Origin of the sequence: Nocardiopsis sp. CC223A, assembly GCF_030766825.1 — a bacterium.
Lineage (GTDB): Bacteria > Actinomycetota > Actinomycetes > Streptosporangiales > Streptosporangiaceae > Nocardiopsis.
On record NZ_JASFDV010000127.1, the window covers coordinates 1 to 13,022 of the forward strand.

Here is a 13,022-nt window from a genome sequence, read left to right on the forward strand (position 1 = left end):
GGACCCCGGCGGCGACCGCGGACCCGAGGGTCGCGGCCGCCACCAGGGCGGAGGCGGGCCAGGGCGGCAGCAGCAGCGCGCACGCCAGCAGCCCGCCGCACAGGACCCCTTTGACCGCGGGGTGGTACCGCCGCCACCGGCTCCGGTAGGCGGCGGTGTCGATCGGTGTCACCGGGGTCGGGGACCGCCGGGGGTGTCCGGGTCCGCGGCGGCCGTACCGGTCGCGGAGGCCTCCCGGTCCTTGTGCCGGGAGCGGGTGCGGGCCACGCCCAGCACGTAGCCGACCACCCCGGCGCCGACCGCGGCCTGGAGGGCGAACAGCCCCGACTCGACCTCGCCCGAGGGCAGTTCGACCAGGGGGTCCAGCCACGGCTCGTAGCCCGGGTTCAGTTCGCCCACCAGGGACTCGGCCTGGCCGTCGGCCCCGGCGAACGGCTCCTCCATGCCCTCACCGGCGCCGATCACCAGCGGGAACACCGCCAGGACCACCACCGCTCCCAGCAGTGCCCAGGTCACCCACGCGCGGGGTGCGGACCGGTCGCTCATGCCTTCTCCCCCTTCTTCTCGTCGCCGCCGGCGGCCGCGGTGCCCGCGGTGTCGGCCTCCCGCCCCGCAGTGCCCTCCGGCGCCGGGGGCGCGGCGGCCCGCAGCACACCGAGCCGGACGAGGTCGCCGCGGTTCACCGAGCTGAGGAGCCGGACGGCCACGACGGTGACCAGGCCCTCGATGACGGCGATGGGGATCTGGGTGACGGAGAAGATCGTCGCGTACTTGACGAACGCCCCGAGGACGCCGCCCTCGGGGTCGGGGTGGGCCAGGGCGAGCTGGAGGCTCGTCACGGTGTAGGTGCCCAGGCTGGCCGAGAACGCCGCGGTGAACACCGCCAGCGACAGCGACGTCCCCTCGGGCAGCCGGCCGGTGAGCCCGCGCACCAGCCGGAACGCCCCGTAGGCCACCCAGGGGCCGACGACCGCGAGGGAGAACGCGTTGGCGCCCAGCGTCGACAGCCCGCCGTGGGCGAGCAGCAGGGCCTGGAACAGCAGGGTGACGGTCCCCAGAACCGCCATCACGGGCGGCCGGAACAGGACCGAGCCCAGACCGACGCCCGCCGGATGGGAGCTGGTCCCGGTCGCGGAGGGGATCTTCAGGGCCGAGAGGACGAAGCAGAACGCGCCGGCCGCGCCGATCAGGAGTTTGGCGTCGGGATCGGCGCGGACCCGGCGGGTCAGCGAGCGCACGCCGTGGACGACGAAGGGGGCGGCCGCCGCGGTCCATGCGGCGGCGTGCAGGGGAGGCAGCAGGCCTTCGGGTATGTGCATGTGTGGGGGACCTATCTCCAGCACCTCGTGGACGGTCATCGGTGCCGTGGCCGGTCTCCTGGCTGCCGGGCCGCGCCCCCGCACCCGCCTTCCCAGGCCGGGCTCCCGAAGGAGTCCGCTCCCAGTGGCGTGGTCCGCGTTCCGTCTCCGGCGGGGACGGCGCGCGGGGCGTGGGGACTTCCCGTGCACAGTGGCGAGGGCCGCGCCGGATTCCCACCGGACTTCCCGAACACCACGGCAACCCGAAGGTAGGCCCTGGCCGGGGGAAGGGCAAGGGGCGGGGACCGGTCGGCCGTGCCACCGGGACCGGCCGCGCCCGCCCGGGGCGGCGTTGGTATCCTGCCCGGGCCAGTCGTACCACTCCGGTGGTCAGGGAATCCGGTGCGAATCCGGAACTGACGCGCAGCGGTGAGGGGGACGGGCGGGGTACTGCGCCACTGGGGCGGGACCGTGTCGGCCGGGAACGGCGGCGCGGACCGGCCCGGGAAGGCACTCCGTCCGGGTGAGCCCGAGTCCGAAGACCTGCTGGCCCCGCGCGCCGACACCGCGCGGGCGACCCATGCCAGGCTCCGCGTCCGAGCCCCGACAGGCAAGGCATCCCCATGTACCGCCGTACGCCCCTCGCGGGCCCCCTGCTGCTCGTCCCCGCCCTCCTGCTCACCGCCTGTTCCCCGGCCTCGGAGGACGGGTCGTCCGCGGCCGACTCCGCCGCGGCCGGCGGAGCGTCCCTCGACAACTGCGGGCACGAGGTGCCCGTGGGCACTCCCCCGGAGCGGGTGGTCTCCCTCAACCAGGGCACCACCGAGATCCTGTACTCCCTGGGCCTGGAGGACCGCGTCGTCGGCACCGCCACCTGGACCGATCCGATCATGGCGGGTCTGGAGGAGGCCGACGAGGGCGTCCCGCGCCTGGCGGAGAACAACCCGTCGTTCGAGCGCGTCCTGGAGGCCGAGCCCGACTTCGTCACCGCGTCCTTCGAGTCCACCCTGGGCACCGGCGGCGTCGCCGCCCGGGAGCAGTTCGAGGAACTGGGCGTGGGCACCTACGTCTCCCCCTCGGACTGCGCCGCGGGCAAGGACAACGACAGCGGCGGCGACGGCTCCCGCAGCGAACCGCTGACGCTGGACGTCGTCTACGGGGAGATCGGCGACCTGGCCCGGATCTTCGGCGTCGAGGAGCGGGGCGAGGAGCTCGTGGCCGAGCTGGAGGGCCGGGTGGACGCCGCCACCGCGGACCTGGACGCCTCCGAGGTGTCCCTCATGTACTGGTTCGCGAACTCCGAGTCCCCCTACCTGGCCGGGTGCTGCGGGGCCCCGGGCGCCATCACCCGGGCGGTCGGGGCGGAGAACGCCTTCGACGACACCCACGACGAGTGGCCCCAGATCAACTGGGAGACCGTCGCCGACCGCGACCCGGACGTCATCGTGCTGGGCGACCTGACCCGCGAGTCGCAGACCGCCGAGACCGCCGAGGCCAAGATCGAGTTCCTCCGGGGCCACCCCGCCACCCGGAACCTCACCGCGGTGCGCGAGGAGCGCTTCATCCTGTTGAGCGGCCAGGCCATGAACCCGTCGATCCGCACGGTCGAGGGTGTGGAGCAGGTCGCCGCCGGACTGCGGGAACTCGGGCTCGCTCAGTGAGGGGTGCGCGCCTCGCGCTGCTCGTCGCCGGGGGCCTGTCGGCGGTGGCCGCGTCGGTCGCCGTCGCGGTGACCATCGGCCCCGCCGACATCACCGTGTCCGAGGTCGGGCGTTCGGTGCTCGCCCGGCTCGGCTACGGCCACAGCCCCCTGTCGGTGCTGCGCGACGGCATCGTGTGGAACCTCCGCATGCCCCGCGCCCTGCTGGCCGCGGTGTGCGGGGCGGGACTGGCGCTGTGCGGCGCGGTCATGCAGTCGCTGCTGCGCAACCCCCTGGCGGACCCGTTCGTCCTGGGGGTGTCCTCGGGCGCCTCCACCGGGGCGGTGCTCGTGATCGTCCTGGGCTGGGGCGCCGGAGTGGTGTCGCTGTCGGCGGGGGCCTTCGTCGGCGCGCTGCTGTCCTTCGGGATGGTGGTGCTGCTGGCCCACACCCTGGGCGGGAGCATGGACCGGGTCGTGCTGTCCGGGGTCGCGGCGATGCAGCTCTTCTCGGCTCTGACCTCGTTCATCGTGCTGACCTCCGCGGACGCCGAGACCACGCGCGGTGTGCTGTTCTGGCTGCTGGGCTCGCTCTCGGGCGCGGGGTGGGCCGACGTGGTGCTGTGCTCGCTGGTGCTGGCCGCCGTGCTGGCGGTGTGCCTGTCGAACACCGGCACCCTGGACGCCTTCGCCTTCGGGGAGGAGGCGGCGGCGCACCTGGGCGTGCGGGTGGCCCGGGCCCGCCTGCTGCTGTTGACCGTCACGGCCCTGCTCACCGCCGCGCTGGTCAGCGCCGCCGGGGCGATCGGGTTCGTGGGGCTGGTGCTGCCGCACGTCACCCGGCTGCTCACCGGGTCCGGCCACGCCCGGCTGCTGCCGGTGACCGCGCTGACGGGCGCCGTCTTCCTGGTGTGGGTGGACACGGCGGCGCGCACGCTGCTGGACCCGCAGGAGATCCCGGTGGGTGTGGTGACCTCGCTCATCGGGGTGCCCGCGTTCATCGCCGTGCTGTACCGGTCGAGGAGGGTGTCATGACCGACCGTGAGACCGCCGTGGCGGGGACGGCGTCCCCGGACGCCCCTCTCCCGGGACGGGAGCGGGGCCTGCGGGCCGAGCGGGTGAGCCGTCCGGCGGGAGGGCGCCTGGTCGTGGACGGGGTGACCCTGGCCCCGAGTCCCGGGGAGACGGTCGGGTTGCTGGGACCGAACGGCTCGGGCAAGTCCACCCTGCTGCGGGTGCTGTCCGGTGTCCTGGCGCCCTCCGCCGGGGTCGTCGTCCTGGACGGCCGGCCGCTCGCCCGGACCCCCCGCAGGGAGGCGGCGCGGCGGGTGGCGGTCGTGGAGCAGCACGCGGAGACGCGGACCGAGCTGACGGTCCGCGACGTGGTGGCGCTGGGCCGCATCCCCCACCGGCGCGCCTGGACGCCCGCGTCCGCCGCCGACGCCGCGGCGGTGGCGGCCGCGCTGGAGGCCACCGGGCTCACCGGGATGGCCGACCGGTCCTGGCAGACGCTGTCGGGCGGCGAGCGCCAGCGCGCCCAGATCGCCCGGGCCCTGGCCCAGGAGCCGGGGGAGCTGCTGCTGGACGAGCCGACCAACCACCTCGACATCCAGTACCAGCTGGACCTCATGGAGCTGGTCGTCGGCCTTCCGGTGACCACCGTGATCGCCGTGCACGACCTCAACCTGGCCGCGATGTACTGCGACCGGCTGCTCGTGCTCCGCGACGGCCGGGCGGTCGCCGAGGGGACACCGGGCGAGGTGCTCACCCCCGACCTCATCGGGGAGGTCTACGGGGTGCGCGCCGAGGTCTCCGAGGGGCCCGGCCACCCGGTGGTCCGGTTCCTGCGCCGGGTCCCGGACCGTTCCCTCGACGCCGCCCGCCCCACCCGCCTTCCTCCTGCGAACACCGACGAGCCCGACGACCTACGGCCCACGACCCCTTGGGGAGGTATCCGGCCATGACGGTACGGATCACACTGCTGTCCACCTCTGACACCGACCTGCTCTCCGCACGGGGAAGCGGCGCTTCCTACGTGTGGGCGAACCCGTCCCGCGCCTCCGACGACGAACTCACCGCGGCGGTGGAGGGCGCCGACCTGGTGGTGGTGCGGCTGTTGGGCTCGTCGCACGACCTGTGGCCGGGCCTGGCCGCCGTCCGGGAGCGGGGTACACCCCTGGTCGTGCTCAGCGGCGAGCAGCAGCCCAGCGCGGAGCTGATGGAGCACTCGACCGTGCCGATCGGGGTGGCCACCGACGCCCACCGTTACCTCGCCCAAGGCGGGCCCGCCAACCTGGCCCGGCTGCACGCCTTCCTGTCGGACACCGTCCTGGTGACCGGCGAGGGGTTCGAGCCGCCGTTGGAGCTCCCGGTGTGGGGCGTCGCCGAGCGCGACCGGGACACCGACCCCGGGCTGCCCCGGATCGGCATCCTGTACTACCGGGCCCACGAGGCGGGGGGCAACACGGCGTTCGTCCACGACCTGGCCGACGCGGTGGACGCCACCGGCCGGGCGGTGGGCGTGCCGGTGTTCGCCGGGTCGCTGCGCTCGGCGCCCGACGATCTGTACGAGGCGCTGGGCGGGTTCGACGCGCTGGTGGTGACCGTGCTGGCGGCCGGCGGCAGCACCCCCGCCGCGGCGAGCGCGGGCGGGGACGACGAGGCCTGGGACGTGGAGCGCATGGCCGCCCTGGACGTCCCGGTCCTCCAGGGGCTGTGCCTGACGAGTCCGCGCGCCGTGTGGGAGGAGTCCGACGACGGCGTCACCCCGCTGGACTCGGCGAGCCAGATCGCCATCCCCGAGTTCGACGGCCGCATCATCACCGTGCCGTTCTCCTTCAAGGAGATCGACCGGGACGGCCTGCCCCGCTACGTCGCCGATCCCGAGCGCTGCACCCGGCTGGCCGGGATCGCGGCGGCGCACGCCCGGCTGCGGCACGTGCCGCCCGCCGAGAAGCGGATCGCGGTGGTGCTCTCGGCCTACCCCACCAAGCACGCGCGGATCGGCAACGCGGTCGGCCTGGACACGCCCCGGTCCCTGGTACGCCTGCTGCGGCGGCTGCGGGAGGAGGGCTACGACCTCGGCTCCCCCGAGGCACTGCCCGGCCTGGACCTGCCCGACGAGGCGCAGGCGGGGGACGCGCTCGTCCACGCCCTGATCGCCGCGGGCGGCCAGGACGAGGAGTGGCTGACCTCCGGCCAGCTCACCGACGCCCACGTGCGCATCACCGCGCAGGAGTACGCCGACTGGACCCGGAACCTGCCCGCGGAGCTGCGGGAGGCGATGACCGAGGCCTGGGGCCCCGCCCCGGGGAACCTCTACGTCAACGACGACGGCGAGATCGTGCTCGCCGCACTGCGCGCCGGCAACGTCGTCGTCCTGGTGCAGCCGCCACGCGGTTTCGGCGAGAACCCCATCGCGATCTACCACGACCCGGAACTCCCGCCCAGCCACCACTACCTGGCCGCCTACCGCTGGCTGGAGCACGGGTTCGGCGCCCACGCGGTCGTCCACCTGGGCAAGCACGGCTCCCTGGAGTGGCTCCCGGGCAAGAACGCGGCCCTGTCCGCGGCCTGCGCCACCGACGCCGCCCTGGGCGACCTGCCGCTCGTCTACCCGTTCCTGGTCAACGACCCGGGCGAGGGGGCCCAGGCCAAGCGGCGCGCCCACGCCACGGTCGTGGACCACCTGATCCCGCCGATGGCGCGCGCGGAGACCTACGGCGACATCGCCCGCCTGGAGCAGCTGCTGGACGAGCACGCCAACATCGCCGCCATGGACCCGGCGAAGCTGCCCGCGGTCCGCGGCGAGATCTGGGCGCTGATGCGGGCCGCGGAGATGCACCGCGACCTGGGGCTGGCCGAACGCCCCGACGACGAGGAGTTCGACGACTTCCTGCTGCACGTCGACGGCTGGCTGTGCGAGATCAAGGACACCCAGATCCGCGACGGCCTCCACGTGCTGGGCGCCGCACCGGAGGGCCCGACACGGGTGAACCTGGTCCTGTCCGTGCTGCGCGCCGCCCAGGTGTGGGGCGGGGTGGGCGGGGCCGTGCCGGGGCTGCGCGCGGCGCTGGGCCTGAAGGAGGGTGCGCCGACCGCCGAGGTGGACGCGGTGGAGGCGCTCGCCCGCGGGCTGGTGGAGCGCATGGAGGCCGCGGGCTGGGACCCGGCCGCGGTGCCGGGCCTGCACGACGACGAGCAGGTGCGCGCCGTTCTGGAGTTCGCCGCCGCGCAGGTCGTGCCGCGCCTGGCGCGCACCACCGACGAACTCGACCACGTGCTGCGCGCCCTGGCGGGCGGGTTCGTTCCGGCCGGGCCGTCCGGGTCCCCACTGCGGGGCCTGGTCAACGTCCTGCCGACCGGGCGCAACTTCTACACCGTGGACCCCAGGGCGGTGCCGTCCCGGCTGGCCTGGCAGACCGGCCAGGCCATGGCCGAGTCGCTGCTGCGCCGCCACCTGGAGGAGACGGGGACCCACCCGGAGTCGGTGGGCCTGTCGGTGTGGGGCACCTCGGCGATGCGCACGTCCGGCGACGACGTGGCCGAGGTGCTGGCCCTGCTGGGGGTGCGGCCCGAGTGGGACGAGGCGTCCCGCCGGGTGGCGCGGCTGGACGTGGTGCCCCTGGAGGAGCTGGGGCGGCCGCGGATCGATGTCACGGTGCGCATCTCCGGTTTCTTCCGGGACGCCTTCCCGCACGTGGTGGCCATGATGGACGACGCCGTGGCCCTGGTGGCCGGGCTCGACGAGCCGGCCGACCGCAACTTCGTGCGCGCGCACGCCCTGGCGGACCTGGAGTCGCACGGGGACCTGCGGCGGGCCACCACCCGGATCTTCGGTTCCGCCCCCGGGTCCTACGGGGCGGGCATCCTCCAGGTGGTGGAGTCGGGCAACTGGCGCGACGACAGCGACCTGGCCGAGGTGTACACCGCCTGGGGCGGCTTCGCCTACGGCCGCGGGCTCGACGGCGTCCCGGCCGCCGACGACATGCGCGCCAACTACCGGCGGATCAAGGTGGCGGCGAAGAACATCGACAGCGCCGAGCACGACATCGCCGACTCCGACGACTACTTCCAGTACCACGGCGGCATGATCGCCACCGTGCGCGCGCTCACCGGGTCCGACCCCAAGGCGTACGTGGGCGACTCCACCTCGCCCGACGCGGTGCGCACCCGTCCGCTGTCGGAGGAGACGGCCCGCGTGTTCCGGGCCCGGGTGGTGAACCCCCGCTGGATCTCGGCGATGCGGGGGCACGGCTACAAGGGCGCGTTCGAGCTGGCCGCCACCGTCGACTACCTCTTCGGGTTCGACGCGACGGCCGGGGTCGTCCACGACTGGATGTACGAGCGGCTCGCGGCGGAGTACGTGCTCGACGAGACCACGCAGGAGTTCCTGCGCGCGTCCAACCCGTGGGCGCTGCGCGGCATCGTGGAGCGGTTGCACGAGGCGGCGCGGCGCGGCCTGTGGGCCGAGCCCGACCCCGCGACCCTGGAGGCGCTGACCGAGGTGTACCTGGAGGTCGAGGGCGACCTGGAGGAGCGGGCGGAGTGAGGGTGCGCGTCCTGGGGATCGGTATGGGTCCCCGCCAGCTCACCGGCGAGGCCGCCGACGCCCTGCGGGGGTGCGACTACGCGGTCGCCGCCCGCAAGGGCGACGAGGACGGGCTGCTGGCGCTGCGGCGGGAGGTCTGCGCGGCGTTCGGCGTCCCGCTGGTGGAGGTGCCCGACCCCGTGCGGGACCGGGACGCCGCGGACTACGCGGCGGCCGTGGCGGCCTGGCACGAGGCCCGGGTGCGCGCCTACGAGCGGGTGCTGGGCGAGCGCGGCGGGACGGCGGCGTTCCTGGTCTGGGGCGACCCGTCCCTGTACGACTCGACGCTGCGGATCGTGGAGGCCGTGGCCGCGCGGGGCGCCGTGCCGGTGGAGTACGACGTGCTGCCGGGGATCAGCGCCCCGCAGCTGCTCGCCGCGCGGCACCGGATCGTGCTGCACGGGGTGGGCGGGCCGGTCCACGTCACCCCGGCCCGCCGCCTGGCGGAGGCGGTGGCCGCGGGGCACCGCGACATCGTGGTCATGCTGTCCGGGCGGCACGGGTTCGACGACCTGGCGGACTGGTCCGTGTGGTGGGGCGCCAATATGGGCACCGACAGCGAGGAACTGGTCGCGGGGCGGGTCGGCGACGTGCTGGCCGAGATCGAGGCGGCCCGGCGGCGGGCGCGGGGGAAGGCGGGATGGGTCATGGACACCGCGCTGCTGCGGAGGCCGCGGTGAGAGCGGGCACCGGGCCGCAGGCCTCCGTTGAGAACGGAAGCCAACGCCGGCACGAAGCGCCCGCACCGGACGGTGGTGGGCGACGGACAAAAGACACCGGGCCGCAGGCCTCCGTTGAGGACGGAAACCAGCACCGACACGAAACGCCCACACCGGACGATGCCGGGCGACGGACAAAAGACACCGGGCCACAGACCCCCGTTGAGAACGGAAACCAGCACCGACACGAAACGCCCACACCGGACGATGCCGGGCGACGGGCGGGAGTGCTCGTCGCCGGAACCACCTCCGACGCGGGCAAGAGCGTGGTCACCACCGGCCTGTGCCGGGCCTTCGCGCGCCGCGGCGTGCGGGTCGCCCCGTACAAGGCGCAGAACATGTCCAACAACTCCATGGTCTGCCGGGGCCCGGACGGGCGGCCGGCGGAGATCGGCCGGGCGCAGTGGGTGCAGGCGCTGGCCGCACGCGCCGAACCGGAGCCCGCGATGAACCCGGTGCTGCTCAAGCCCGGCGGCGACCGGCGCAGCCACGTGGTGCTGATGGGCCACCCCGCGGGGGAGGTGTCCTCCGCGGACTGGGAGTCGGGCCGCCGCCACCTGGCCGAGGCGGCGCACGCCGCCTTCGACGACCTGGCGTCCCGGTACGACGTCGTCGTCGCCGAGGGCGCGGGCAGTCCCGCCGAGACCAACCTCCGGGCGGGCGACTACGTCAACATGGGGCTGGCCCGGCACGCGGGCCTGCCCGCGGTGGTCGTGGGGGACATCGACCGGGGCGGCGTGTTCGCCGCCCTGTACGGCACGGTGGCCCTGCTGGAGCGGGCCGACCGCGACCTGGTCGCGGGTTTCGTGGTCAACAAGTTCCGGGGGGACCCGGCCCTGCTCGCACCGGGGCTGGCGGACCTGGAGCGTCGCACGGGCCGGCGCGTCTACGGCGTCCTGCCCTGGGACCCGGGCCTGTGGCTGGACTCCGAGGACGCCCTGGACCTGGAGGGCAGGCGCGCGGACGGGGAGCGGGCGCGGCGCGTGGCGGTGGTGCGCCTGCCCCGCATCAGCAACTTCACCGACGTGGACGCGCTCGGGCTGGAGCCGGACCTGGACGTGGTGTTCGCGTCGGGTCCGCGCGACCTCTCCGACGCCGACCTCGTGGTGCTGCCCGGCACCCGCGCCACCCTGGCGGACCTGGAGTGGCTCCGCTCGCGGGGGCTGGACCGGGCCGTGGTCGAGCACGCCCGCCGGGGGCGGCCGGTGCTGGGGATCTGCGGCGGCTTCCAGATGCTGGGCCGCACCGTCTCCGACCCCGGCGGGGTGGAGGCCCGCGGCGGCGCTGAGGCCGAGGGGCTGGGGCTGCTGGACGTGCGCACGGACTTCACCGCGGACAAGACCCTCGGGCTGCCGTCCGGGGAGGCGTTCGGTGTCCCCGTGAGCGGTTACGAGATCCACCACGGCACGGTGTCGCGCGGTCCGGGGGCCGAGGCGTTCCCCGGCGGGGCCCGGGAGGGCGCGGTGTTCGGCACCCTGTGGCACGGTGCGTTGGAGGGCGACGCCTTCCGGGCGGCGTTCCTGGCCGAGGCGCTCGGCCGTGAGGCGTCCGGGGTCCGGTTCGCCCAGGCGCGGGAGCGGCGCCTGGACCTGCTCGCCGACCTGGTGGAACGGCACCTGGACGTCGACGCGCTGCTGGCCCTGGCCCGCGGGGGCGCCCCCGCCGGGCTGCCCGAGCCGCACCCGGAGGGCGCCCGGTGAGGCCGCTGCGGAACGGAACCCACGCGTCCGCGCGGGCGGGCACACCGCCGGGGGCGTCCGGGGCCCGGTCGCGGTCGAGCGCGTTGCGGCTCCCGGCGTCCGGTCCCCCTCCGGCGGCGGGCCCGGACGCGCCGCGGAGACCGCTCGGACCCCGTGAGGAGGGAACACGGTGAGACTGCTCCTGCTGGGGGGCACCTCCGAGGCCCGCGAGCTGGCCGCACTCCTGGTGGAGGCCGGAGTGGACGTCACGTCGTCGCTGGCCGGGCGGGTGGCACGGCCGCGCCTGCCGGTGGGCCGGGTCCGGATCGGGGGGTTCGGCGGGGTGGCCGGGCTACGGGCGGCGCTCGCGGACTACGACGCGGTCGTGGACGCCACCCACCCCTTCGCCCTGGGCATGTCCGCGAACGCGGCCGCGGCCTGCACCGACCTGCCGCTGCTGCGGCTGGAGCGGCCCGGGTGGGAGCCCGAACCGGGCTGGCACCACGCCGCCGACCACGAGGAGGCGGCCCGGACCGCGGCGCGGCTGGGCACCCGGCCGTTCCTGACCGTGGGGCGCCAGGAGCTGGCCCGGTTCGCCCCCGCCCTGGGCCCGCTCCCGGTCCTGGCCCGGGTGGTGGACGCGCCGGAGCAGGCTCCGCCGCCCGCCTGGCGGCTGGTGACCGGGCGGGGTCCGTACACGCTCGACGGTGAACGCGACCTGATGGCCGGGCACGGGTCGGATGTGCTGGTCACGAAGAACTCGGGCGGGACCTACACCCGTCCCAAACTGGAGGCCGCGCGTCAGCTCGGCGTCCCGGTCGTGGTGGTGCGGCGCCCGCCGGGGCCGCCCGGCGTCCCCGCGGTGCACGACGTGGCGTCGGCCTTCGCCTGGGTGCGCGGCCTGGGCTGAGCGGCCCGACGGGTCCGGCCGACGCGGATCGAAGGGGACACCTCCTTCGCCCGGCGCGGAACCCGGACCGCGCAGCCGGGCGGGCCGGGGGCGGGTCCGGCCGACGCGGGGCACCGGCCGCCGCCCCGGCCGGGGTTCACACCCGTGCGGGCGTCGACGGCTCCGTGATGGTCTCCAGGGCGGCCAGGAACCTCGCGGTGGCCTCGGGCGGGCGTACGGCCACCCGCACCCAGGCGGCGTCCAGGCCGGGGAAGGTGTCGGCCCGCCGCACGGCGATGCCGCTCGCGCGCAGGCGGGCGTGGCCGCCCTCGCCGACCCGGGCCAGGACGAACGGGGCGCGGGAGGGGACGGACTCCAGCCCGGCCCGGCGCAGACCGCCCTCCAGCAGGGCCCGCCACCCCTCCAGGGTGCGGGCGCGCTCGGCCGCCTCGGCCGCCGCCCGCGGATCCGCCGCGCAGGCGACCATGGCCGCGACGGCGGGTGCGGACACCGACCACGGCGTCTGCCCCCGGGCCAGTTCCCGGACGACCGCCGGGTCGCCGACGACGTACCCGGCGCGGATGCCGGGGATCGACCAGTGTTTGGTGAGACTGCGCAGGACCACCACCCCCTCCAGTTCCGCCCCCGCCAGCGACTCGGGCTCGCCGGGGACGGCGTCCATGAACGCCTCGTCGACCACCAGGAGGCGTCCGGGGCGGCGCAGGGCGCGCAGCACCTCGACCGGGTGCAGGACCCCGGTGGGGTTGGTGGGGTTGCCCACCACCACCAGGTCGGCGTCCTCGGGGACGGCCTCGGGGTGGATCGCGAAGCCGTCCCCGGCGGTGCACAGCACCGGGGTGACCCGGTGTCCGGCCTGCTCCAGCGCGGCGTGCGGCTCGGTGAACTGGGGGTGCACGACCACGGGCCGGCGCCAGGGGCGCAGCCGGGCCAGGAGCGTGAACGCCTCCGCGGCGCCGGCGGTGGGCAGGACGCCGTCGGGGCCGCGGCCGTGGCGGCGGGCGATCGCGGTGCGGGCGGGGCCGGGGTCGGGGTAGGCGGCGGCGTCGGCCAGGCTCGCGTGCAGGGCCCGGTCGAGCCAGGCGGGGCGCGGGCCCGCGTACACGTTGACGGCCAGGTCCAGCAGCCCGTCACCGGTCTCGGCGTCGCCGTGGTGGCGCAGCGGGTCCCGGGCGGGCGTGCCGCCGGGG

General features: G+C 75.8%; 10 protein-coding genes and 2 riboswitches. Of the genes, 7 read left to right on the top strand and 3 right to left on the bottom strand.

What is annotated here, in order from left to right; all coding sequences use genetic code 11:
* Positions 1-168: 168 nt before the first annotated feature.
* Both QJS33_RS29810 and QJS33_RS29815 read right to left on the bottom strand, forming a co-directional pair.
* Positions 169-546 carry an energy-coupling factor ABC transporter substrate-binding protein gene (locus QJS33_RS29810; protein ID WP_306371408.1) on the bottom strand — a complete coding sequence of 126 codons (378 nt, stop codon included), beginning with the start codon at positions 544-546 and terminating at the stop codon, positions 169-171.
* A complete protein-coding gene (locus QJS33_RS29815; protein ID WP_306371409.1) occupies positions 543-1,319 on the bottom strand; it encodes an energy-coupling factor ABC transporter permease in 777 nt (258 codons plus the stop codon). Before QJS33_RS29815 ends, QJS33_RS29810 begins: the two co-directional genes overlap by 4 nt.
* Before the next feature lie 30 nt (positions 1,320-1,349).
* Positions 1,350-1,571, bottom strand: a riboswitch (cobalamin riboswitch).
* 80 nt (positions 1,572-1,651) lie between these two features.
* Positions 1,652-1,864: riboswitch (cobalamin riboswitch) on the top strand.
* Positions 1,865-1,921: 57 nt separating this feature from the next.
* Here QJS33_RS29815 and QJS33_RS29820 point away from each other — a divergent pair.
* The 7 genes from QJS33_RS29820 (at position 1,922) to QJS33_RS29850 (ending at position 11,835) form a co-directional block, all read left to right on the top strand.
* Entirely contained in the window at positions 1,922-2,959 is a 1,038-nt protein-coding gene (locus QJS33_RS29820; RefSeq protein ID WP_306371410.1) for an ABC transporter substrate-binding protein, read from the top strand.
* Positions 2,956-3,972 carry an iron ABC transporter permease gene (locus tag QJS33_RS29825; protein ID WP_306371411.1) on the top strand — a complete coding sequence of 339 codons (1,017 nt, stop codon included), beginning with the start codon at positions 2,956-2,958 and terminating at the stop codon, positions 3,970-3,972. The genes QJS33_RS29820 and QJS33_RS29825 overlap by 4 nt, the downstream gene beginning before the upstream one ends.
* Entirely contained in the window at positions 3,969-4,901 is a 933-nt protein-coding gene (locus QJS33_RS29830) for an ABC transporter ATP-binding protein (RefSeq protein ID WP_306371412.1), read from the top strand. Before QJS33_RS29825 ends, QJS33_RS29830 begins: the two co-directional genes overlap by 4 nt.
* Entirely contained in the window at positions 4,898-8,488 is a 3,591-nt protein-coding gene (cobN, locus tag QJS33_RS29835) for a cobaltochelatase subunit CobN (RefSeq protein WP_306371413.1), read from the top strand. Before QJS33_RS29830 ends, cobN begins: the two co-directional genes overlap by 4 nt.
* Positions 8,485-9,207 (top strand): precorrin-6A synthase (deacetylating), encoded by a 723-nt coding sequence (gene cobF, locus QJS33_RS29840; protein WP_306371414.1) that lies wholly within the window; start codon positions 8,485-8,487, stop codon positions 9,205-9,207. Before cobN ends, cobF begins: the two co-directional genes overlap by 4 nt.
* Positions 9,208-9,473: 266 nt before the next feature.
* On the top strand, positions 9,474-10,946 hold the full coding sequence (locus QJS33_RS29845) for a cobyric acid synthase (RefSeq protein WP_306371415.1): 1,473 nt from the start codon (positions 9,474-9,476) through the stop codon (positions 10,944-10,946).
* Between the two features lie 169 nt (positions 10,947-11,115).
* Positions 11,116-11,835: a cobalt-precorrin-6A reductase gene (locus QJS33_RS29850; protein WP_306371416.1), complete on the top strand. Its 720-nt coding sequence runs from the start codon at positions 11,116-11,118 to the stop codon at positions 11,833-11,835.
* Between the two features lie 136 nt (positions 11,836-11,971).
* Here the strand turns inward: QJS33_RS29850 and cobC are convergent.
* A partial coding sequence (gene cobC / locus QJS33_RS29855) for an Rv2231c family pyridoxal phosphate-dependent protein CobC (protein ID WP_306371417.1) occupies positions 11,972-13,022 on the bottom strand: 1,051 nt, incomplete at its 5' end.

What these genes read in the sequence shown, in the direction of transcription:
- QJS33_RS29810 (WP_306371408.1), bottom strand. Translation starts at nt 546, where the DNA reads ATGAGCGACCGGTCCGCACCCCGCGCGTGGGTGACCTGGGCACTGCTG.
- QJS33_RS29815 (WP_306371409.1), bottom strand. Translation starts at nt 1,319, where the DNA reads ATGCACATACCCGAAGGCCTGCTGCCTCCCCTGCACGCCGCCGCATGG.
- QJS33_RS29820 (WP_306371410.1), top strand. Translation starts at nt 1,922, where the DNA reads ATGTACCGCCGTACGCCCCTCGCGGGCCCCCTGCTGCTCGTCCCCGCC.
- QJS33_RS29830 (WP_306371412.1), top strand. Translation starts at nt 3,969, where the DNA reads ATGACCGACCGTGAGACCGCCGTGGCGGGGACGGCGTCCCCGGACGCC.
- cobN (WP_306371413.1), top strand. Translation starts at nt 4,898, where the DNA reads ATGACGGTACGGATCACACTGCTGTCCACCTCTGACACCGACCTGCTC.